Below are 20,379 nucleotides of genomic sequence, written 5' to 3'. Positions count from 1 at the left end.
GAATGAGGCATCCACCTTTTCTACACCCGCTTCTAGAGCGAGAGGTAGGGGGAGAAATTTTAGTATACAAAAAAATCCAGACAAAGAGACCTGGATTGGGTGTCAATATGTACCCAGCCTTCTCTTCTCTCCTCAACCTAACTCATCTCAACTCTGCTCAACTCATTCTCTGCTCTCAGCCGGCTTTTGCTTATTACCGGAAAAACGAGACGCTCTCGTTTCACTTATGGTAAAAGAGAGCGCCCTAATTGTCAACCGCGATTTGTCAAATCCGGGCGCAGCTTGACTGCATCACGCAAAAAGACGTGATGAATTTCTTTTGCTGTCTTGTCCGTATTCACATGCATCATGACACGAATACAAAGCGGTAAGCCACCTGGCACCGGGATTTCTCTTGCGCACATGAGTGGGACGTATTGCCAAGCTTCCCCTTCAAGCAAGCGGGCCGCTTGAGCGGGGAAGGTCGCACAGAGGTCCTCTGTCGTGGTAATAATAATGCTGCCAATGTCTTCGGGGTTTACTTCGTTGCGGCTTACCATTTCCTCCAGCAACCATTTGGTAGCGGAGACAATCTCGTCGCGCGTATCGGCTTCCACTGTGACCGCGCCTCTGATTCCTCTCGTTCCCATCCTTATCCCTCCACTTCTTCTCTCATAACTCCCAGTATGAGTTCTTCTTCTATATTTTTGACGACTTCAACCTGCCCGATTGCCCTAGGCAACACCAAGGCCAGCTTTCCGCCTACTGTCTTTTTGTCTCGTTTCATGGCTTCCAGCACAGCTTCTGGCGAGAGATTGCCCGGCCACGCCGTTGGCAGGTGGAACAATTCCAGCATCCGTTTTGTGCGATTATATACACCTGTCTCGGCAAAACCAATCCGTTCCGCTACCTTTGCAGCCAAACACATCCCAATGGAGATAGCTTCCCCATGATTCAGGGTGGAGTAAGCAGACAGTGCTTCAAACGCATGACCAAACGTATGACCCAAATTAAGCAATGCACGCTGCCCTTGCTCTGTCTCGTCTTGAGAAACAATAGCCGCTTTGACTGCGCAACCTTTTTCAATGGCTTTCCCTAATAATTCTGAATCGAGCTGCCATAGCCGATCAGCGTTGTCTTCCAGCCAATCGACAAAGGCAGCGTCGGCGATAAGTCCATGCTTCACAACTTCTGCAAAGCCTGCTGCGACTTCCCGCTTCGGTAAGCTATGCAAGGCTTTCGTGTCATAAATGACAACTTTGGGCTGATGGAAAGCCCCGATGAGATTTTTTCCGAGTGGATGATTGATCGCTACTTTTCCGCCAACCGAGCTATCATGTGCGAGCAAGGTAGTCGGCATTTGAACGAAATCAATGCCGCGCATGTACGTAGCAGCCACAAATCCAGCCAAGTCACCGACGACTCCACCACCGAGAGCCAATATAGCAGACTTCCTGTCCAGTCCTGCATCTATTGCTTCTGTCATCAAACGCTCGTAGACAGTCAGGCTCTTCGATTGTTCTCCAGCAGCAATGACAGCTGAGTGGGCCTGATACCCATGCTGCTGCAAGACACCCAGCAAAGGCTCTAAGTAATGAACGGCTACATTCTCATCTGTGACAATCATCAGCTTGCTAGTAGAAGCAATTCCTGCCTCTACTAGCAACGCTGCTGCCTGGTGCAAAAGACCATCGCCAATAACTATTTCGTAAGAACGCTCACCCAGCTCAACAGTCAGCTTCTCCACGCTCATTAGAATTTCTCCGTGTACGCACGGTATTGACGTACGTTTTCTTCCATGTCGTCGAGAGAGTCAGAAGGGAATTTTTCGCACATGGCACTCGCGATCTCCCATGCTACCACTGCCTCCGCAACCACACTTGCCGCTGGAACAGCACAGCTGTCTGAACGCTCAATGCTCGCTGAGAATGGCTCTCTCGAATCAATATCCACACTCATCAGTGGCTTGTACAAGGTAGGGATCGGCTTCATGACACCGCGAACAACTACAGGCATTCCTGTCGTCATTCCGCCTTCGAGTCCTCCTGCACGATTCGTTTTACGGCTGTAGCCAGTTTCTTCGTTCCAAAGAATCTCGTCATGAACTTGCGAGCCTTTCAGACCGGCTGCTTCGAATCCGATACCGATTTCGACACCTTTGAAAGCCTGAATGCTCATTATCGCTTGTGCAAGACGCCCATCCAGCTTGCGGTCCCATTGCACATGGCTACCCAAGCCAATCGGCACGCCTTCAACGATTACTTCTACGGTACCACCGAGGGAATCCCCGTCTTCTTTTGCTTTGTCAATCGCTGCCATCATCAGCGGCTCCGCTTCTTTATCCAAGCAGCGCACTGGCGATTCTTCTGTGCGCGCAATGAGCTCGTCCAGGCTTACTTCTTGTCGCTTCGCCACGATCTCATTAATCTGGAGTACCTGTCCGCCAATACGGATACCAAATTGAGCCAGCAATTGGCGAGCGACTGCACCAACAGCTACGCGGACAGTAGTCTCACGAGCGCTGGAACGTTCCAGAATATTGCGCATATCGCGTTGATGATACTTAATCGCCCCGTTTAAATCAGCATGTCCAGGACGTGGACGGGATACACGACGCTTTTCTTCAGAGCCTTCCTCTACAGGCTCAGCACTCATGATGCCTTGCCAATGCGTCCAATCCTTATTTTCAACGACCAGTGTGATAGGAGCTCCGGTTGTATATCCATGACGGACACCAGAAAGAATTTTCACCTGATCCTTTTCAATCTGCATTCTTCTGCCGCGGCCATGGCCTTTCTGACGACGTGCCAACTGCTCATTAATTTCCTCAATGGAAATCGGCAGGTTGCTCGGTACGCCCTCAATGATAGCTGTTAATTGCGGCCCGTGGGATTCCCCTGCTGTCAAGTAACGCATCTCTATCCTTCCTCCATCCTCCTGGCAGCCTGTATCCCCTAAAGGCACTCTTTTCGGGGTGCTGTCCTTTATCACTTTTAAGCGCTATAATATCATACCTAGTACGCCGTGGAAATACAAAAGTGACAAACGTTTGCGAAAAACCTTTTGGTCTTACAGGAAAACGCCTCTCCGAATAAGGAGAAGCGCTCTCTTTACGCTATCGCGATCGAACGAAGCGTTTATATTTTCCTACACGTTGAAAAAAGGATTGGGACTCAGCGGTTTGCGAGTGTGATCCACGCGTATCAAATCATCTAGTTGTGTCCTCTCCGCCCCTAATATCTGACCACACTCCTGCAGCGTGATCAGCCCTCGACGGTATGCCTCGATGACCTTGTGTTTGTCCATCTGCTGCCTCCTCTTGCAAAGTAGGTATTCCTAGTCTAGGGAAAAAACAGCAGAGATATACCAAGGCCAACCTGAATCAACCCATTTTTCGATAGAAGAACGTATCCTCTGTCTCCAGTTGGTATTGCTGCGGCTGAAAAATTTGTTCTGTGCTGCCTACAAAGAGTACCCCACCAGGCTTTAGTGCCCGGCTAAACTTATGATACAACTCATGCTTTGCTTCTTCGGTAAAGTAAATCATCACGTTCCGGCAAATAATTAAATCAAATTGAGAATCAAATGAGTCCGCCAATAAATTATGTTTTTTGAACGTCACTTTTCTCTTCACTTCGTCCGTGATGCGATAGCTGAGTGTATCTTTTTCAAAATACTTCGTAACGAGGTCTTTCGGACAATCTTGCAGGGAACGGTCCGTGTATACCCCTTGCTTTGCTTTTGCCAGTGCCCCCTCATCAATATCGGAAGCGAGCACGGTCGCATCCAACTTCTGACGTAACAAAATAAGTGAAAGTGTGTACGGCTCCTCCCCTGTCGAGCATGCCGCACTCCAGCATTTCACCCGCGGGGATTGCTTTGCCAAGCGTGGCAAAATTTTATTCTCGAGAACTTCCCACCGGCCTGGATTACGGAAAAATTCCGATACGTTGATGGTCATCCGATCGAGGAACTCGTAGAAAAGCTCCTTGTCTTTAGCGATGGCATCGAAATACTGGGCAAATGTGGTGTACCCCCGCTTTTGTCTCAACGAGGTTAGACGGCGCTTCATCTGTGCTTCCTTGTAGAGGGCAAGATCAATTCCAGTCATTTTTTTCACACTAGCTATAAATTGGAGAAAGTCCTTATCTTCCATGCTGAATCGTACCCCCTTTGCAAACTCCCTATTTTCATTCGCTATATTTCGTCATAATCCTATCTGTTTTGACAAAGATTTTGACAAAAAAAAGAAAACCCCAATAATGGGGCTTTCTCGAACAGTCTTAGATCCAGCGTTGGATGGTTTTCTCGAAGGAGAGAACTTCTTCAGCGGAGAACCACAGGCCGATTTCACGCTCAGCGCTCTCAGGAGAGTCAGAACCGTGGATGATGTTCATGCCAACGGAAGTAGCGAAATCGCCACGGATCGTACCGGAAGCAGCGTCAACTGGGTTTGTTTTGCCCATCATAGCGCGAGCAGTTGTGATTACGTTGTTACCTTGCCATACCATTGCGAATACTGGACCGGAAGTGATGAAGTCAACCAGTTCACCGAAGAATGGGCGCTCTTTGTGCTCTGCATAATGCTCTTCAGCCAGTTCGCGGCTTACTGTCATCAGCTTAGCACCTACGAGTTGGTAGCCTTTTTTCTCAAAACGGGATACGATTTCCCCGATCAGGTTGCGTTGTACGCCATCTGGTTTTACCATAAGGAATGTTTTTTCCATTGTATGTATGCCTCCATTAGAGCTATGTATTGGTGTATAGGACACCAACGAAAATTTTATCAAAACTAGCGTGGTCAAGCAACAGGCAGACCGTCAAAATATCATTAAAATTTGCGATCGATGATATAATTGGCGATACCTGTCAGGGATGTCTTAGCTTGGTTGTTAGGCAAATCGGCGAGAATGGCATGCGCACGGGCGATATAGCGTTCGGCGAGGCGCTGCGAAAAGGCAATGCCCTCATCTTCTCGCACCATACGAACTGCTTCATCCGTATGATCCCAAAACGTATTTTTCGCGATCCATTCCTGGAATTGCGCACGTGCTTTTCCATGATGAGCCGAATAAAGCGCAGGCAACGTAATGTTTCCATGCACCAAATCACTTCCAGCCGGCTTCCCTAATTGCTTCTCCGTCCCTGTAAAGTCCAAAATGTCGTCGGTAATTTGAAAAGCCATCCCCACATTGTAGCCATACCAGTACATTTTGCGGATCATATCAGCTGACGCGCCGCTTGCCACTGCTCCTAATTGACAGCTAATCGCAATTAAAAGCGCAGTTTTTCGTTTAATTCTGCGTAAATAGGTACGGAAGTTTTGGTCCCAGTTATTCAAATCCTTTACTTGCTGGATTTCTCCCTTGCAAACCTCGACGATTGCATTCGAAAGAATTTGGTGCAATTGCGGGATCGGGAGCTGGGAGGCAATGGCCAATGCCCGTGCAAAAATATAGTCGCCGGCGTACATGGCTACTTTGTTATCCCACTTCATTCGAACCGTATCTTTCCCGCGGCGCTTATCCGCATCATCAATTACATCATCATGCACCAGGGAAGCCATGTGGATCAGTTCAAGAGGAACGGCCACATGCTTTAATTTTTTGACGTCGTAATTGCCCCACTTACCGCCAAGCAAAACAAAAACGGGTCGAATCCGCTTTCCTCCTGCCTTGAGCAAGTGAGTCGAGGATAGATACAGCTCTCGAACCGGCGTATCAATTGCTTTCTCCAGTTCATCTTCTATGTATTGGACATCTTTTTTCATCTTGAAGTAAATATCGACTAGATTCATCCGTTCCACCTATCTCGTCAACGTAGTATTGGTCTGTCGGCCGCCAGCTTGCCACAGATCGACGGTTGCAGGTGCCGATAGAAGTCCCAGCTCCGCTGCGCATCGGTAATAGTACTCCAGTCCAATCCGCTGAACGTCACCGAAATCGTGCTGTAATCCTTGGAAATAGTGGATCCATTGCTCTTTCTCTCCACCGAAATGCGTGTGAACGTAGTCAATCAATGGGGCTGTATTTGCCCTTGTCTTCCTTTTGCTCTCTAAAAAAGAGGCATGGACGTCCGCGATCAGGTCATGATGTTCAGCAATAACTGCTCTACGAAGAGCCCAAATGGCAAAGGTCATGGAATAGCCCGTAAATTGATGCCACAGCTCTCCTAGGTCGTAAACATGAAGGTCTTTGGCCGTTCGCTCAGCGGTAATGGCGTCATCCCCGATCAAGAGCGCTGCATCAGCATCCTCCAGCATTTCATACAAAATAGGTTCCTGTGTAACGTAGGAAATCTCATATTCGTAAAACTTATGGAGAATGATCTTTAAGAGATTCACTGTGGTAGCCGATGTGTTGGTCAAGGCTATTTTGGCACCGTTCACTTGTTCAATCGGCTTTTTGCTGAACAAGAAAAGGGAGCCTACTCTCCCTTTGGCACTGACAGACAGATCTGCCAATGCCACGTATTCGGAGGCATGCTCTGCATAGCTAAACGAAGAAATCGGTCCCAAATCAATCTCGCCTTTTGCCATTGCAGTATTTAACTGGGCAGGAACTTGGCGGATGAATTCGATTCGGTCTTCGAATTTAGCCTGATCAAAATAGAAGTAAACCGGCAATACATTGGTATACAAAATTTGTCCAACACGCAAAGACTTTTGCATGCGTTTATTCCCCCCAACGCCGGAATAGCGAATGTGGTACATCAATTGCATCCAAAGTTTTCCCTACCACAAAATTAATCAGATCATCCATGGTTTGCGGTTTCTGATAGTAGCCTGGCATGGCAGGCAGAATCTTGACTCCCAGACGGCTTAATTTGAGCATGTTCTCGAGCTGAATCGCATTGAGCGGCGTCTCTCTTGGAACAATGACCAATCGCCGACCTTCCTTGATCATGACATCAGCAACGCGCTCCAGCAAATTACCGGATGCGCCATGTGCGATGCCAGAAACAGTCCCCATCGAGCAAGGTACTACGATCATACCGTCACAGCGATAGGAACCACTGGCTGCGGGACAATTAAAATCTCGCAGTCCCCAATAATGTAGCTCACCCGAAAAGTCTTGTTGCAGTTTCTCCTGCAAAAGAGCTTCTCTATCATCCGTGTGCCAATCCAGTTCATCACGAAATACTTGCCAGCCTGCTTCTGTAATCATCAAATGAACGATATGTCCAGCACGCAAAAGCTCCTGGACGACTCGAACACCATAGATAGCACCACTTGCACCTGTTATCCCGACAGCCCACTTTTGGTTGTTCATGCAATCACCAAATCAATCATCGTAAAGGTAAACATCACGACACTCAAGATGCCGTTCATATTAAAGAATGCCATATCCAGCTTGGACAGGTCGGTTGGCTTCACCAGCGTGTGTTCATAGATCAAAATCGCACCAGAAATGAGCACACCTACCAGGAACCAAATCGACAAGTCTGCAACTACATACAACGACATCAGACCAACGAAAGTAAGAACGTGGCATATGCGGGCGATCAGAAGTGCATTGGCAATTCCGAAGCGGCTCGGCATGGAAAAAAGTCCTTCTTTTCGGTCAAAATCAGCGTCCTGGCATGCATAAATGATATCAAATCCTGCTGTCCAGAACATAACGGATGCAAACAATAGAAGGCCGATGCCATCTACTTGACCCGTTGTCGCTACCCAGCCCCCTAGCGGCCCAAACCCGATGGCAACCCCGAGAACAAAGTGACAAAGCCAAGTAAAGCGTTTCGTATAAGAATAAAGCACCAGAACGAACACAGCGAGCGGCAACAATTTCACAGCCAAATCATTTAACTGGAATGCAGCAATGAACAACACCGCAAAGGACACCACGATAAACAAAATGACTTCCACAATCGAAATGAGGCCAGCAGGAATCGCTCGTGTGACGGTCCGAGGATTTTTTGCATCAATTACCCGGTCGATGACACGATTTAAGGACATCGCAGCACTGCGAGCGCCCACCATCGCTACCGTCACCCAAAAAATTTCCGACCAAGTAGGCCATGCATGCTCTACCACAATGCTTCCCAAAACAGCTCCCATAAAAGCAAAAGGCAAGGCAAAAAGGGAGTGCTCGAATTTAATCATTTCCAAGATGATTTTTAATTTACGTAGACCCATTTATGACACTTCCTATCTAGTGAAGAAATACCGGTTTACTCCTCATATTATGGCTTTGTGCCAATATGCAAGGCTGATACGCCGCCCATAAACAATTTGACCTGAACCGGGTCCAAGCCTGCTTTCTGAAACATGCTTGCCAGCTCGCGGCTGTCCGGGAAATTGGTCAGGGATTGTGGCAGCCATGCATACTCTTCGTATTTGTTGACTGTCAGCTTCGCGATCAATGGCAAGATTTTGTAGAAATATAAGTAAAATAGCTTCCGGTACGGAATGAATGGTGGCTTGGACACTTCCAGAGAAACGACTTTGCCCCCTGGCTTCACTACACGTGCCATTTCATTCAACACCTGCTGGACATCCGGCACATTGCGCAGGGCAAATCCGATTGTCACGAAGTCGAATGTATCATCCTCGTAAGGCAGATTCATTGCATCTGCGTTCACTAGCTTTACATTGTTGCCAACACCTGCGTTCGCCACTTTATATGCTCCTACATCCAGCATATTCTGGCTAAAATCAAGGCCAACAACACTGCCTTCTTTTCCAACAGCCTTGGCCAATGCAATCGTCCAGTCTGCTGTACCACAAGCAACATCCAAAGCCGTATGCCCTGACTGGATATTCATCTGCTTCATCGTGTAATTACGCCAAGCAATATGACTGCCAAAGCTGATTACATGATTCATTTTGTCGTAATCGTTTGCAATGCTCTCGAAAACGGAGTGAACGTACTCTGCTTTCTCATTCATCTGTGTCTGGTTCACTTGGCTACATCTCCTCAATTACCTTCTTCAAGCGACTGATCCGATGGGAGTACCGTGCCGTAATGGATGCAAGCATGTTCCGCGTCTCTGCAGGATGCAGCGTACGCACCATTTGCTCACATAAACCGATTAATTCGAGGGCTTTCCCCTCAACGCCTGACAAAACTTGCGCGAGTGTAGCCCCGGGTTTTTGCAGCAAAAAACGGGCAAAACCAAAAGGGACTTGTTCTTGCCATTTGAGCTGCTCCCACTCACCGATCACACTCTCTACCTTGGCTGTTTGCTTCATCAGATCACTCCAGAAACGACGGCGATCAGCTGAATCAGCATACTCCTCTACAACAGCCACGTATAAGCCTGTATCAATCGTATTTCGCAGTTCCCAATACTCTTCATCTGATAAAGTCTTGCTATCTCGCCCAGCGATGTAGAGTCTCATTTTCGCTTCGTTCACTCGCTGAATAGCTGCCGACAACACTTGAATGGCTTGGATTTCACCCGCTGAAGCCAGAAGGTGATAATAACGACTGCTGTAATAATCACCTGCAAGTACGGTCAGCTGTCGGTTTCGCTCCGCGCTCTGTGAGGAGTCGTACTCATTTTTCACGAGCTCATGGGTGTCCAGTCCCAATTGGACTAGCCCAGTTGCTGTACATAAAACCGAAGCCTTTTCCTTCGGCATGCCTTGTTCCAGCAAAAAAAGGTACAACAGCTCTAGACGATTTTCCGCCATGGAAGGAACGTCAACATAATGTTCTACATAGGAATGGGTGATTCTCTTGTAGATTTGTTCGATAATGGACCGAACCTCTTCTACATTCGGGGAAAGTTCTTTGCTCATGCGTCCTCCTCCACAAGCTGCACAACCTAAAGATGTCTGCCTGTTCCGTACTGTTCCTTACTCTTCGGTCTTCCTCTGCCGTCCGGTCAAAAGGCCGTCTCTACTATCATACCATACTTCTTCCATCAGGGACTAATTCGCTCATAAAAATACGGCTCGATTCGAATAGGAAATGTACTGCTTACAAAAGTCTGAATATCCGAAGGATCGGTCAAAGGTTTGTCTTGTCCTGCAAGATTTCCAGTTGTCGATTGTATGGCAATCAATAATCTCGATTCTTTTGGTGGATCCGTCTCCTCCAACAAGCGATAGTACACGGGTCCGACATTGTCTGCATAGGTATACAAGTCGTATGTCAAACGGTAAAAATCTTGATAGACGGTGTTTAACTCTACTTTTTCGTCAGGTTTCACCACAAAATCGACATAGATCGATGGGTTTTCCCATTTTATACGCTTAATATTATAATGTGTCGACATCCTTGTAAACAAATCAAGGGCATTTTGCTCGCTTAAGTGAATGGCACGTGCTGACTGAAATGTCGGTATATCCGCTTGCATCCACTGATTTGTGGGAACGAGCGACAGCATCAGAGCCAAGAAAGTGGAAACAGCAATCGCCATCAACAATTGGCGCGGCATAGACATCCCTCCTCTCCTCCATTGTACAAACAAAAAAAGCAGGCTATGCCTGCTTCTTAGCAAAACGACTTGTTCTTTATTCGGTCGTATCCACGACGCCATGCTGCGAGTAAATCACTGCTTTTCCTCGCACTTTAATTGCAGAGGTGTGCTCCGTAAATTGAAAAATCATGACTTCGCCTTTATCGAGCTTCTCTGTATGATGAAAACGCGTATCAGTGCCTCTTGTTAATCCAATCACATGAACGCCATTTTCCTTCGCTTTGACTACGAAATAATCCTGATTAAATCCCGATGATTGTGCCAATGTGTTTCCTCCTGACCAATACGGTATGCGCGTACGTCTAGTATGATGCCCCTTCTGACTCCAGACGGCTCATGATCTTGTCTACATAGCGCTGTGTCTCTTGCGGCAATTGGTCAAACTTCGCTTCTAGCTCGTCATCACTGCTGATTCCCAGACGACTCATCCGACCTGGGCCAGCATTGTAAGCAGCAAGTGCTACTTTCACATCTCCATCATAACGATCCAAAAGCGATTTTAAATATTTTGTTCCACCTTCAAGGTTTTCATCAGGGTCGTATACATTGCGGACTTGCATGGCTTTTGCCGTATTGTCCATCAGCTGCATCAAGCCCTTTGCCCCTGCGTGAGATTCTACATTCGGATTGAAATTGGATTCGGCCCTGACGACCTCTCTCACCAGATCAACGTTCACTCCGATCGCTTTCGCTGTCTGATCAATCTTGTCCAAGATTTCCGGGGTAGGAACCGATGGCCCTTTGGTAAAAGACAAGGACTGCTCATTTTGAATCTGTGTAGGAATCTTCCAACTCCTGGATCCATCTAGCTTGGCCAAAATCTCCTGCGAACTGATTACCCGCTGGCCGGTTGTTGCTAACTGGGACTGCAAGATGTCCGAGAAGAGCCCCTCGTCTCCATACGAAAGCGAAGAGGCATCATAGTTTTGCGGTAATGTTTGCAAATATGGTTGAAGTGATACAGGCACCTTCATAGCATTGAACAACCCTTCCCTAGCTTGTCTACCTATCATTATAAAAAAGAAAGATCAGGAAGCCAATAGCAAATTGGTACTACTTGGGAGAGTAGCAATTATACACAAAAAAAGAAGCCTCTGTTCAAGGCTTCTGATTGTTATATGTAGATGGTCGGAATGCAGGGATTCGAACCCTGGACCTCACCCACCCCAAGGGTGCGCGCTACCGGGCTGCGCCACATCCCGACTGTACATCCGTACTATACAATATTTTACCTATAGAGTCAATATAATTTCCTTATTTTTGCATTCTGATTAGCGCATCAAACTAATGACTTCTGCACGCGCAGCCGCATCTTTCTCAAACATACCGCGAACAGCAGAGGTGATCGTTTTTGAGCCTGGCTTTTTCACGCCACGCATTGTCATGCACATATGCTCTGCCTCTACTACCACAACTACACCGTGCGGATCGAGCTTGCGCATAATCGAATCAGCTACTGTCGCTGTAATTCTTTCCTGCAACTGCGGACGTTTCGCCACGGTATCGACCGCACGCGCAAGCTTGCTCAGTCCTACTACGCGGCCTCCACGCGGTACGTAAGCGACATGCGCTTTTCCGAAGAAGGGAACCAAGTGATGCTCACACATAGAGTAAAACGGAATGTCCTTTACTAACACCATTTCCTCATGATCTTCGCTAAAGACAGTCTCGAAATACTGCTCTTCGTCTATATGCATGCCCTCAAATACTTCGGCGTACATTTTCGCAACTCGCTTAGGGGTATCCAGCACTCCTTCACGATCAGGATCATCCCCCACTGCCTCTAGGATCATGCGAACAGCTTGCTGTATTTTATCTAAGTCGACGTTCATCATTGTACCTCCTACGTAACGGCATACGCCTTGTTTCTCATCACTAAGGTCTGCCTGCTCCAAATCAGTGCCAGACTTAGTGCCTGCTCGCAATCAAAGCCAATCTTACCATATCGTTTAAAAAAAGACAAAAAGATATCCCAGAATTCTCATAGGCAAACTGTATGTAGATAGAAAAAAACCCACATTTTATCAATGTGGATTTTTTTATGTAAGTGCTTCGTTCTCAAAAGAAACAACTACTTGATGGAGTCTTTGAGTTGTTTACCTGGTTTAAACGCAGGTACTTTGCTGGAAGCGATTTCGATCTCTTCACCAGTTTGTGGGTTACGACCTTTACGAGCCGCACGTTCACGAACTTCGAAGTTACCAAAGCCGATCAGTTGGACTTTATCACCAGTTTTCAATGCATCTGCAATTGCGTCAAGAACTGCATCAACTGCTTTTGTTGCATCTTTCTTGGTGAGTTCTGTGGTTTCAGCCACTTTTGCAATCAGTTCTGTTTTGTTCATTATATTCACCTCCCCTCAAAGAACACCAAGTCCTAGCTATTATTTTTCTTAACCGAAACGAAGCGTTTTATACACGAATGGTTGTTTTTACCGATCTGACAAGCTTATAGTAATACACCGATTTCTTAAATTCAAGCCCCTCCTGTCGAAATTGAACGAAATACAAGAAAAAAAGGCATCTCGTCATGTCAGATGCCTTCCCTCTATTTGTTATTTATAGGACTTTAGAACTATTTATTAGAGTATGATCGCTATCAGGCCACCCGATCCCTCGTTGATGATTCGACCCAATGTCTCCTGTAATTTGTATCTGGCGTTGTCTGGCATCATGGTAATTTTCGCCTGAATTCCCTCTCTTACGATGGAATGGAGAGAGCGTCCAAAAATATCGGAGTTCCAGATGGAAAGCGGGTCTTTGTCAAAGTCTTGCATTAGATAGCGGACAAGCTCTTCACTCTGCTTCTCTGTACCGATAATTGGAGCAAATTCAGACTCGACATCCACCCGAATCATGTGAATAGATGGCGCTGTTGCTTTAAGTCTGACACCAAAGCGCGGTCCCTGGCGGATTAGTTCAGGTTCGTCCAAGGTCATTTCATGCAACGACGGGGCTGCTATACCGTAGCCCGTACTTCGGACCATGTGCAATGCTTCCGCTACCTGATCAAACTCGCGCTTGGCATGTGCGAACTCCTGCATGATTTTCAGCAAATGATCTTTGCCATTAATCTCTACTCCGACAATTTCCATCAAGATGCGGTCATACAGTTCATCTGGCGCGTAGAGGTCAATCTCTGCGATCCCTTGCCCCATGTGCATACCAGCAAGAGAGGCTCTCTCTACGAAGTCATAGTCATTGAAGAAGCCGACGACACGGTCCACATCGCGTAACCGGCGGATGTCCTGCACGGTCTCACGTACAGCTTCCTCGTAGTTCTGACGCAGCCAGTGCCCGTTTTCCAGCACCATTACCCAGCTCGGCAGATTGACATTTACTTCATGAACTGGGAATTCGAACAGGACTTCTCTCATGAGTAGCAAGATTTCCTGCTCGGTCATATGATCAACCGACAAAGCAACGACTGGTACATCGTATTTTTCTTGGAGTTGTACCCGAAGGTTTTGTGCTTCATCAGAGCGCGGACGCGTCGAGTTCACAACGATCACGAACGGTTTTCCGACTTCCTTCAGCTCGTTTACAACCCGCTCCTCTGCATCGATGTATCCTACACGCGGTATTTCCGCGATGCTGCCATCCGTTGTCACTACAATCCCGATGGTCGAGTGTTCCTGGATAACCTTGCGCGTTCCGACTTCGGCCGCTTCCTCAAATGGTACAGGCTCTTCATACCAAGGTGTATTTACCATTCTTGGGCCATTGTCGTCTTCAAAGCCCTTTGCCCCTTCTACCGTATAGCCAACGCAGTCAACGAGGCGGACATTGATGCTGAGTCCTTCTGTCACATGTACGTTAACGGCCTGATTCGGAACAAATTTGGGTTCTGTTGTCATGATTGTTCGTCCTGAAGCGCTCTGCGGCAACTCATCTGTCGCTCGTATCCGCTCCGCTTCAGAGTTGATATTCGGGATGACAACTTGCTCCATAAACCGCTTGATAAAGGTCGACTTTCCCGTACGAACAGGGCCTACCACTCCGAGGTAGATGTCTCCGCCCGTCCGCTCGGCAATGTCTTTAAAGATGTCGACTCGTTCCACCATCGATGACCTCCTTCTATTTGTCTATTTTTACACTATGACCGATTTTCCGAATTATCCCTGACCGCCAGTATTTTCGTAGGGAATCTCGTACTAGTTTTGTGGACAGTACAAATATATGTATTTTTGCGTTAACTAGAACAAAAAAAACGACCCTGATGCGAGTCGTTTTTCACGAAGTTAATTTAGTTTGAGAAGCTTCGGATCACCATCGACCATTTCATAGGGAAATGATTTCGCGGGTACGAACATGGAATTGCGCGCCAGCACATACCTCGGGTCTGTTTTTTCCGGCACGGTTACTTTTGTATCCCGAAGCAATTTCGCGATATCCGCAGCGTAATCAATTCCAACTTGTCCTTCAGCGTTCATGATTAGTGGCAATAAGTAAGTCCCCATTGTTGACGGTACTTGCCACGCTTTTAAACCGAGCCGCTCATGATCAATGGAATAGTATCCATTCCCCAAGTCAGCGAGTATCGGCAGCTTTTCGAAATGATTCTTGTAACGGTCTACTTCGCTTTGTACATCCCCCACTGTGCTGACAGCGGTCAAATGAATGAGCTTCACTGTGGGTTTTGTTTCCACATCAATCAGTACATACTTGTATACGCCGCCTTTTTCAAATGCATTCCCAGGTACATCCGGCATGTATTTCGGAATCATCTTGCGGAAATCAATCTCGTATTTTTCAAAAATAGGAGTATCAAGGGATTTCGTTTCGATTGGCAACACTGCTGTGTCTTTCTGGAATTGCTCAACCGCTTTTTGCGTTGCATCTACAAAAAAGGTACTAGGAATTTGATTCTCTGCTCTGCGCTCATCCGGATACAAGCATCCAGATAAAAGGGTAGTCAGAATCGTCAAACTGATCACAAGCTTGAACGATTTTCGCCACGATTGCCACATCTTATGTATACACCTCTTACATTCCATCTTCATTTTCTTTGCGTTGCCGCTCGAGTACAGCCGCTACCACTGATTTCAGCTTGCTTTCTGGAATCCTGACCGTACAATCCTTTTCTGTCGTTTTTGCCTGACAGGCCAAACGAATCCCATTCGCCAGATCCTTTTCAGGCAGCTTTCGCTTTTCCAGTGCCGTTGGCGGGCACAGCAGGCCATTCTCAACGACCACGCGGCACATCAGACAAGATGCGTGTCCACCGCATCTCTGCGGGATTACGACGCGAGCTGACGAAGCTACACCGACCAAGGTTTGCCCTGTCCGCGCCTTCACACTCTTCTTGCTCGGGAGAAAGGTTACTTTCCCCATTCCGTCACTTCCTTTACTAGTACGGCCGATGAGCTACCTTGACTGTTCCTGATGAAACAACCTTTGTCTGGCAGCCTAATCTGTAGCCGTCTGTGCGTTCAGCCTTTCGCAATCGCAGTTTTTCTTCTGGTGTCACTTCGTTTAAGTACTCTGCCCCTTCCAAAACTTGTGTACGGCATTGTGCACATACCCCTCTTTGGCATGCATGGCCCCACACAATGTTATTCTTTTTCGCAAGATCAACAATGGATTGATTCAACTCGATCGAGACTTCATGACTGCCTGCACGAGTAAGTAGTGTGATTGTTGACATCGTTTATCCTCCCTAGACAAAAATCACAATCAAAATCATGACAAGCACAACGAGTAATAGTAAGAATGCGATGGTCTTCACAAGGAACCGCAAGAACCCATTGGTTATTTTCCTGGCAAAGATCATAAGTAAATTGCAGACGAACATGAGCCCAATGGCGATTAAGGAAATGTTCATCTTTGTCATAGGATCAATATACATCGGGACTGCAGCATCCTTTGCATTTTTTGCTTTATTATACCATATTTCCCCCTCATCGTCTGACGCTTGCGAACCTAATACTAGACATTCGCATAGACTATCCTGATGAATTCGCCCATTGGAGGGATGAAACGTTGAGTAATAAAGTAAGTAATCGAAAATGGCGGAATCCATACGCGCCTATACCCAGCAAAAAATTAAGCGACCAAGTCGAAAATGTCTCCCTTTCTATTTCACCGAAAAAAATCCTGCCCGCGGTTGATTTGCGCACCTCTGTCTCGAAAATGCGCCATAATATCAAAGGGATCGGCAGCACGATTCGGCAGGTAGAAGACACGATGGATTCGTTGTACGGGGCGATGGAGATGATTGAGAACCTCGGAAAACGCACACCTGAGTCTGAAGTTGTTGCCGAAAAGCCTGCTACTGCTGGCAAACGCAAAGCTGCCCCAGAGCCACAAAAGGCAACAGAAACACCACCCCCGCAGGAATCAGGCTTAGGCAACCTTTTGGCCAATATAGATATCGGGCAATTACTGGGTCTCCTGCAATCCCCTTTGGTCCAGAACCTGATTACACAGGTAAGCGGCAACACCAAGGAACGAAAAAAAGAGGGATAAGATCCCTCTTTTTTTCTTGCAATCTGTAGGTCAGCCATGTCCCTGTAGAGCCATGATTGTTCCTAGTCTTACTGTATGACGGTTTTTGTTGCAGGTAACGGGCATAATCGCCCATTTCTCTTATTTGAGCAGCTTGGTCAAGGTCGACATGTCACCCAGATTGATTTCCTGATTGCGAAACATCTCAATGACCTTATCTTCCTTTTCAGGAGTTAATTGCTTGCCACTAAGAGTAGCGAGCGTGCGAATGATTTGACGCAGCTTGGTCTCGTCTTCAAAATCACTGCGCTTGACCTGACCGGCTAGTGAGCGAAGCTTTTCTTCATCGACATTTTCCGTTGCTTTCCCTTGCAAGCGCTCAAAAAGTCGTTTCGACATATTATTCATGTGAAATCTCCTCCTGCACATGGGCTTTCACCCTATGGTATGTGCAGAAGCCTAAATCGGTGATACTTCATTCATGACTTATTCGGCATCGGGATTGAGGTACGCCATTTCAAAGGTTTTTCCGCGCCCCATCAGTTCTTCCACGCCTTGACGAGCTTCTTTTCCTTCAAACAGCATGCCGTACAGAACCGTAGTGATTGGCATTTCAACCTGCTCGCGTTGCGATAACGAAAAGGCTGCATTTGTCGTGCGAACGCCTTCGACGACCATCCCCATCTGTGCCAGTACGTCATCGAGTTTTTTTCCTTGTCCGAGCATATAGCCTGCACGCCAATTTCGGCTGTGTTTACTCGTACATGTGGCAATCAAATCGCCAACACCAGCCAAACCTGAAAACGTAAGCGGCTTAGCACCGAGCTTGATGCCCAGACGGCTAATTTCCGCCAAGCCACGGGTCAACAGGGCTGCCTTCGCGTTGTCTCCATACCCTAAGCCATCCGACATCCCTGCACCAAGTGCAATGATGTTCTTCAACGCTCCGGCGATCTCAGCGCCAATCAGGTCCGGGTTGGTATACACACGAAAATTCGTATTCATCAGCAAATCCTGAGAACGCAGCATGCTTTCTTTCGATTCAGACGCCATCACAACTGTCGTTGGTTGCCGTTTGACTACTTCCTCGGCATGGCTCGGTCCTGATAACACTGCCAATCTGGACGCAATCTCTTTCGGCACCTCTTCCGAAATGACTTCTGACATTCGCTTCAAGCTTTGCAATTCAAAGCCTTTTGTCGCATGAATCAAAAGGACATCCGGTTCCAGGTGCGGAGCCACTTGCTGACAGATTTGGCGCATGGCATGGGAAGGAACAACGAGAAGAACAATGCGCTTCCCTACTACAGCCTCTTGAATGTTGGTCGTCGCCACTATGTTAGCTGATAGCTTTTCTCCCGGCAGGTACTTTTCATTCACATGCTTGCTGTTTATTTCTTCTGCCAGCCTGGTATCCCGTACCCAAAGCGTGACCTGATGACCGTTGTCCGCCAAGACTGTAGCAAGTGCCGTTCCCCAGCTTCCGGCACCAATCACCGTAACATTTTGAATCAATACGTCCCCCTCCACTTTTCTCATGTCCGTTCGTACATTATCCCAGCTTCCGGTTGGACTTTTCTCCTAGTTTCCGCTCGTTACCTGAAAGAAGATTGCGGATATTATTATAATGACGAATGTAAGCAAAGATTGCGATCGCCAAGCTCGCCCAAATAAAGGAAATGGGTTTGTCCAACAAATAAAGGGTAAATGGAATAACCGTTACGATAACCAATGACCCTAATGAAACAAAGCGAGTGATCGCAATGACTACGACAGCCATCACGGCAGCAATCAAAAATGCCAAGGGAGAAAACCCTAATACGACACCTAGCGTGGTCGCAATGCCTTTCCCTCCGCGAAATCCAAAAAAGATTGGCCAATTGTGACCCGCGATAACGAACAATCCTGCCACTGCGTACGCTGCCGGATCCCCCGTTATCAGGTGAGTCAGTCCCATTGCAGCTATTCCTTTTAATGCATCAAGAAGGAGAACGGCAATGCCGGGGCCTTTTCCTAACACCCTGAGGGTATTGGTTGCACCGGCATTTCCGCTGCCATGAGAACGAATGTCAATTCCTGCGACTTTTTTGGCGATAAGATAGCTAAAGCTAATAGAACCGATTAAATAGCTAAGCACCCAGGATAATAACACCATGGCGTTTTTCTCTCCCTACGTTTTTTTCCGTGTCCAGATTCTAACTGGTGTGCCTTCAAACACAAATGCTTCACGGATCTTGTTCTCTATGTAACGTTCATAGGAGAAGTGCATGAGTTCCGGATCGTTCACAAACAGAATGAACGTCGGCGGTTTCACCGTTGCTTGTGTCGCATAGTTGATCTTCAAGCGTTTGCCGCGATCAGATGGTGGAGGCGTACGGATCGTCGCATCTGTTACCAAATCATTGAGAACCGCGGTAGGAATGCGCATAGAATGTGCTTGAGCTACTTCATTGACCTTCGGTAGAATCGTATGGACACGTTGCTTCGATTTTGCAGACACATACAGGATCGGAGCATAATCCAGGTATTTAAACTCTTCGCGAATCAATTCTGTGAAGCGTTGCATCGTTTTGTCGTCTTTTTCAATCGCATCCCATTTGTTCACGATAATAATGACACCACGGCCAGCCTCATGTGCATAACCTGCGATTTTCTTGTCTTGCTCGATAATGCCCTCTTCCCCGTTAATAACAACAAGAACGACATCGGAATCTTCAATGGAACGCATCGCACGCATTACACTGTATTTTTCCGTTGTTTCATACACTTTTCCACGCTTGCGCATACCTGCCGTGTCTACAAGAACGTAGCTTTGGTCATCACGCTCAAATGGCGTGTCGATCGCATCACGGGTCGTTCCGGCAACCTCACTGACAATGACTCGCTCTTCACCGAGAATCGCATTCGTCAAGGAAGACTTCCCGACGTTTGGACGACCGATGATGGATACACGAATAACATCGTCTCTCTTCTCTTCGTCATCCTCTGCTGGGAAATGCTGACACACTTCTTCCAGCATATCTCCCAAGCCAAGACCATGGCTACCCGAGACAGGGAATGGCTCGCCTAAGCCCAGGGAATAAAAATCGTAAATATCCGCACGCATTTCCGGATTATCCGCTTTGTTCACTGCGAGTACGACAGGTTTTCCCGTCCGATTCAGCATCCGTGACAGTTCAACGTCCGCATCTGTCACACCTGTACGGCTATCTGCAATCATAATGATGACATCTGCTTCGTCAATCGCAAGCTCTGCCTGGTAACGCATCTGTGTAAGAATCTCGTCGGTCTCGCCAAACTCAATTCCACCGGTATCAATCACATGGAAAGTATGCGTTAACCATTCACCTTTCCCGTACAGGCGGTCACGGGTTACTCCCGGCATATCCTCCACGATCGCGACTCGTTCGCCAATCAATCTGTTAAAAATCGTGGATTTCCCCACGTTGGGTCTCCCCACAATGGCTACCACTGGTAATCCCATAATCAACAACACTCTCTCTCATTTACGTTTTGACTAGCTAAT

At 47.2% G+C, this 20,379-nt stretch carries 27 protein-coding genes and 1 tRNA gene; 1 reads left to right on the top strand and 27 read right to left on the bottom strand.

Features of this window, described 5'->3' with window-relative positions; genetic code table 11:
* Nucleotides 1-251: 251 nt before the first annotated feature.
* The 23 genes from aroH to HP401_RS29780 form a co-directional block, all read right to left on the bottom strand.
* Nucleotides 252-629 carry a chorismate mutase gene (gene aroH / locus HP401_RS02085; RefSeq protein WP_173603880.1) on the bottom strand — a complete coding sequence of 126 codons (378 nt, stop codon included), beginning with the start codon at nt 627-629 and terminating at the stop codon, nt 252-254.
* A gap of 2 nt (nt 630-631) precedes the next feature.
* The gene (gene aroB / locus HP401_RS02080) at nt 632-1,732 is read right to left on the bottom strand and encodes a 3-dehydroquinate synthase (RefSeq protein WP_173603879.1); all 1,101 of its coding nucleotides are present in this window, start codon (nt 1,730-1,732) and stop codon (nt 632-634) included.
* Entirely contained in the window at nt 1,732-2,895 is a 1,164-nt protein-coding gene (gene aroC, locus HP401_RS02075; protein WP_173603878.1) for a chorismate synthase, read from the bottom strand. The genes aroB and aroC overlap by 1 nt, the downstream gene beginning before the upstream one ends.
* Nucleotides 2,896-3,126: 231 nt before the next feature.
* Nucleotides 3,127-3,285 (bottom strand): hypothetical protein, encoded by a 159-nt coding sequence (locus HP401_RS02070; RefSeq protein WP_007716564.1) that lies wholly within the window; start codon nt 3,283-3,285, stop codon nt 3,127-3,129.
* 76 nt (nt 3,286-3,361) lie between these two features.
* Entirely contained in the window at nt 3,362-4,135 is a 774-nt protein-coding gene (locus tag HP401_RS02065; RefSeq protein WP_012686153.1) for a CheR family methyltransferase, read from the bottom strand.
* A gap of 127 nt (nt 4,136-4,262) precedes the next feature.
* On the bottom strand, nt 4,263-4,706 hold the full coding sequence (ndk, locus tag HP401_RS02060; RefSeq protein WP_007716560.1) for a nucleoside-diphosphate kinase: 444 nt from the start codon (nt 4,704-4,706) through the stop codon (nt 4,263-4,265).
* A 104-nt stretch (nt 4,707-4,810) separates the two neighbouring features.
* Nucleotides 4,811-5,776: a polyprenyl synthetase family protein gene (locus HP401_RS02055; protein WP_012686152.1), complete on the bottom strand. Its 966-nt coding sequence runs from the start codon at nt 5,774-5,776 to the stop codon at nt 4,811-4,813.
* Nucleotides 5,777-5,785: 9 nt separating this feature from the next.
* A complete protein-coding gene (locus HP401_RS02050; RefSeq protein ID WP_173603877.1) occupies nt 5,786-6,649 on the bottom strand; it encodes a menaquinone biosynthesis protein in 864 nt (287 codons plus the stop codon).
* 4 nt (nt 6,650-6,653) lie between these two features.
* Nucleotides 6,654-7,250 (bottom strand): UbiX family flavin prenyltransferase, encoded by a 597-nt coding sequence (locus HP401_RS02045; protein ID WP_012686150.1) that lies wholly within the window; start codon nt 7,248-7,250, stop codon nt 6,654-6,656.
* Complete coding sequence (locus HP401_RS02040) at nt 7,247-8,116, bottom strand: UbiA-like polyprenyltransferase (protein ID WP_016740022.1); 870 nt, start codon at nt 8,114-8,116, stop codon at nt 7,247-7,249. The genes HP401_RS02045 and HP401_RS02040 overlap by 4 nt, the downstream gene beginning before the upstream one ends.
* 47 nt (nt 8,117-8,163) lie before the next feature.
* Nucleotides 8,164-8,883, bottom strand: a complete 720-nt coding sequence (locus HP401_RS02035; RefSeq protein WP_041749390.1) for a demethylmenaquinone methyltransferase — start codon at nt 8,881-8,883, stop codon at nt 8,164-8,166.
* A 4-nt stretch (nt 8,884-8,887) separates the two neighbouring features.
* Entirely contained in the window at nt 8,888-9,724 is an 837-nt protein-coding gene (locus HP401_RS02030; protein ID WP_016740020.1) for a heptaprenyl diphosphate synthase component 1, read from the bottom strand.
* Between the two features lie 125 nt (nt 9,725-9,849).
* Nucleotides 9,850-10,365, bottom strand: coding sequence for a hypothetical protein (locus tag HP401_RS02025; RefSeq protein WP_016740019.1), 516 nt, complete (start codon nt 10,363-10,365; stop codon nt 9,850-9,852).
* 76 nt (nt 10,366-10,441) lie between these two features.
* On the bottom strand, nt 10,442-10,672 hold the full coding sequence (gene mtrB / locus HP401_RS02020) for a trp RNA-binding attenuation protein MtrB (RefSeq protein ID WP_012686146.1): 231 nt from the start codon (nt 10,670-10,672) through the stop codon (nt 10,442-10,444).
* A gap of 37 nt (nt 10,673-10,709) precedes the next feature.
* Complete coding sequence (locus HP401_RS02015) at nt 10,710-11,420, bottom strand: lytic transglycosylase domain-containing protein (RefSeq protein WP_173603876.1); 711 nt, start codon at nt 11,418-11,420, stop codon at nt 10,710-10,712.
* 112 nt (nt 11,421-11,532) lie between these two features.
* Nucleotides 11,533-11,609: transfer RNA gene (locus tag HP401_RS02010), tRNA-Pro, on the bottom strand.
* A 69-nt stretch (nt 11,610-11,678) separates the two neighbouring features.
* Nucleotides 11,679-12,242: a GTP cyclohydrolase I FolE gene (gene folE / locus HP401_RS02005; RefSeq protein ID WP_012686144.1), complete on the bottom strand. Its 564-nt coding sequence runs from the start codon at nt 12,240-12,242 to the stop codon at nt 11,679-11,681.
* A 236-nt stretch (nt 12,243-12,478) separates the two neighbouring features.
* Nucleotides 12,479-12,751 (bottom strand): HU family DNA-binding protein, encoded by a 273-nt coding sequence (locus HP401_RS02000; protein ID WP_005831316.1) that lies wholly within the window; start codon nt 12,749-12,751, stop codon nt 12,479-12,481.
* A gap of 237 nt (nt 12,752-12,988) precedes the next feature.
* Nucleotides 12,989-14,467 carry a stage IV sporulation protein A gene (gene spoIVA / locus HP401_RS01995; protein WP_026133991.1) on the bottom strand — a complete coding sequence of 493 codons (1,479 nt, stop codon included), beginning with the start codon at nt 14,465-14,467 and terminating at the stop codon, nt 12,989-12,991.
* A gap of 180 nt (nt 14,468-14,647) precedes the next feature.
* On the bottom strand, nt 14,648-15,376 hold the full coding sequence (locus HP401_RS01990; RefSeq protein ID WP_173603875.1) for a hypothetical protein: 729 nt from the start codon (nt 15,374-15,376) through the stop codon (nt 14,648-14,650).
* Between the two features lie 16 nt (nt 15,377-15,392).
* Nucleotides 15,393-15,740 carry a 2Fe-2S iron-sulfur cluster-binding protein gene (locus tag HP401_RS01985; protein WP_173603874.1) on the bottom strand — a complete coding sequence of 116 codons (348 nt, stop codon included), beginning with the start codon at nt 15,738-15,740 and terminating at the stop codon, nt 15,393-15,395.
* A gap of 16 nt (nt 15,741-15,756) precedes the next feature.
* Nucleotides 15,757-16,053, bottom strand: coding sequence for a 2Fe-2S iron-sulfur cluster-binding protein (locus HP401_RS01980; RefSeq protein WP_012686140.1), 297 nt, complete (start codon nt 16,051-16,053; stop codon nt 15,757-15,759).
* A gap of 12 nt (nt 16,054-16,065) precedes the next feature.
* Nucleotides 16,066-16,230 carry a DUF2768 family protein gene (locus tag HP401_RS29780; protein ID WP_256435327.1) on the bottom strand — a complete coding sequence of 55 codons (165 nt, stop codon included), beginning with the start codon at nt 16,228-16,230 and terminating at the stop codon, nt 16,066-16,068.
* 158 nt (nt 16,231-16,388) lie between these two features.
* Between HP401_RS29780 and HP401_RS01970 the strand changes: the two genes are divergently transcribed.
* A complete protein-coding gene (locus tag HP401_RS01970; RefSeq protein ID WP_173603873.1) occupies nt 16,389-16,874 on the top strand; it encodes a hypothetical protein in 486 nt (161 codons plus the stop codon).
* A 120-nt stretch (nt 16,875-16,994) separates the two neighbouring features.
* On the opposite strand, the gene HP401_RS01965 is transcribed toward HP401_RS01970, so the two are convergent.
* The 4 genes from HP401_RS01965 to der form a co-directional block, all read right to left on the bottom strand.
* Nucleotides 16,995-17,261, bottom strand: coding sequence for a stage VI sporulation protein F (locus tag HP401_RS01965; protein WP_007716506.1), 267 nt, complete (start codon nt 17,259-17,261; stop codon nt 16,995-16,997).
* Nucleotides 17,262-17,339: 78 nt separating this feature from the next.
* A complete protein-coding gene (locus HP401_RS01960) occupies nt 17,340-18,392 on the bottom strand; it encodes an NAD(P)H-dependent glycerol-3-phosphate dehydrogenase (RefSeq protein ID WP_012686137.1) in 1,053 nt (350 codons plus the stop codon).
* Nucleotides 18,393-18,405: 13 nt separating this feature from the next.
* A complete protein-coding gene (gene plsY, locus HP401_RS01955; protein ID WP_142496175.1) occupies nt 18,406-19,008 on the bottom strand; it encodes a glycerol-3-phosphate 1-O-acyltransferase PlsY in 603 nt (200 codons plus the stop codon).
* Between the two features lie 15 nt (nt 19,009-19,023).
* On the bottom strand, nt 19,024-20,337 hold the full coding sequence (der, locus tag HP401_RS01950; RefSeq protein WP_012686135.1) for a ribosome biogenesis GTPase Der: 1,314 nt from the start codon (nt 20,335-20,337) through the stop codon (nt 19,024-19,026).
* Between the last annotated feature and the right edge of the window lie 42 nt (nt 20,338-20,379).

Origin of the sequence: Brevibacillus sp. HB2.2 (assembly GCF_013284275.1) — a bacterium.
Classification (GTDB): Bacteria; Bacillota; Bacilli; order Brevibacillales; family Brevibacillaceae; genus Brevibacillus; species Brevibacillus brevis_D.
The sequence above is the reverse complement of the archived record's forward strand: the minus strand, read 5'-3'. Positions and strand labels throughout refer to the sequence as shown.

Coding starts and splice junctions, on each gene's coding strand:
- aroH (WP_173603880.1), bottom strand. CDS start 629: ATGGGAACGAGAGGAATCAGAGGCGCGGTCACAGTGGAAGCCGATACG.
- aroB (WP_173603879.1), bottom strand. CDS start 1,732: ATGAGCGTGGAGAAGCTGACTGTTGAGCTGGGTGAGCGTTCTTACGAA.
- aroC (WP_173603878.1), bottom strand. CDS start 2,895: ATGCGTTACTTGACAGCAGGGGAATCCCACGGGCCGCAATTAACAGCT.
- HP401_RS02070 (WP_007716564.1), bottom strand. CDS start 3,285: ATGGACAAACACAAGGTCATCGAGGCATACCGTCGAGGGCTGATCACG.
- HP401_RS02065 (WP_012686153.1), bottom strand. CDS start 4,135: ATGGAAGATAAGGACTTTCTCCAATTTATAGCTAGTGTGAAAAAAATG.
- ndk (WP_007716560.1), bottom strand. CDS start 4,706: ATGGAAAAAACATTCCTTATGGTAAAACCAGATGGCGTACAACGCAAC.
- HP401_RS02055 (WP_012686152.1), bottom strand. CDS start 5,776: ATGAATCTAGTCGATATTTACTTCAAGATGAAAAAAGATGTCCAATAC.
- HP401_RS02050 (WP_173603877.1), bottom strand. CDS start 6,649: ATGCAAAAGTCTTTGCGTGTTGGACAAATTTTGTATACCAATGTATTG.
- HP401_RS02045 (WP_012686150.1), bottom strand. CDS start 7,250: ATGAACAACCAAAAGTGGGCTGTCGGGATAACAGGTGCAAGTGGTGCT.
- HP401_RS02040 (WP_016740022.1), bottom strand. CDS start 8,116: ATGGGTCTACGTAAATTAAAAATCATCTTGGAAATGATTAAATTCGAG.
- HP401_RS02030 (WP_016740020.1), bottom strand. CDS start 9,724: ATGAGCAAAGAACTTTCCCCGAATGTAGAAGAGGTTCGGTCCATTATC.
- HP401_RS02025 (WP_016740019.1), bottom strand. CDS start 10,365: ATGCCGCGCCAATTGTTGATGGCGATTGCTGTTTCCACTTTCTTGGCT.
- HP401_RS02015 (WP_173603876.1), bottom strand. CDS start 11,420: ATGATAGGTAGACAAGCTAGGGAAGGGTTGTTCAATGCTATGAAGGTG.
- folE (WP_012686144.1), bottom strand. CDS start 12,242: ATGATGAACGTCGACTTAGATAAAATACAGCAAGCTGTTCGCATGATC.
- HP401_RS02000 (WP_005831316.1), bottom strand. CDS start 12,751: ATGAACAAAACAGAACTGATTGCAAAAGTGGCTGAAACCACAGAACTC.
- HP401_RS01990 (WP_173603875.1), bottom strand. CDS start 15,376: ATGTGGCAATCGTGGCGAAAATCGTTCAAGCTTGTGATCAGTTTGACG.
- HP401_RS01985 (WP_173603874.1), bottom strand. CDS start 15,740: ATGGGGAAAGTAACCTTTCTCCCGAGCAAGAAGAGTGTGAAGGCGCGG.
- HP401_RS01980 (WP_012686140.1), bottom strand. CDS start 16,053: ATGTCAACAATCACACTACTTACTCGTGCAGGCAGTCATGAAGTCTCG.
- HP401_RS29780 (WP_256435327.1), bottom strand. CDS start 16,230: ATGAACATTTCCTTAATCGCCATTGGGCTCATGTTCGTCTGCAATTTA.
- HP401_RS01965 (WP_007716506.1), bottom strand. CDS start 17,261: ATGAATAATATGTCGAAACGACTTTTTGAGCGCTTGCAAGGGAAAGCA.
- HP401_RS01960 (WP_012686137.1), bottom strand. CDS start 18,392: ATGAGAAAAGTGGAGGGGGACGTATTGATTCAAAATGTTACGGTGATT.
- plsY (WP_142496175.1), bottom strand. CDS start 19,008: ATGGTGTTATTATCCTGGGTGCTTAGCTATTTAATCGGTTCTATTAGC.
- der (WP_012686135.1), bottom strand. CDS start 20,337: ATGGGATTACCAGTGGTAGCCATTGTGGGGAGACCCAACGTGGGGAAA.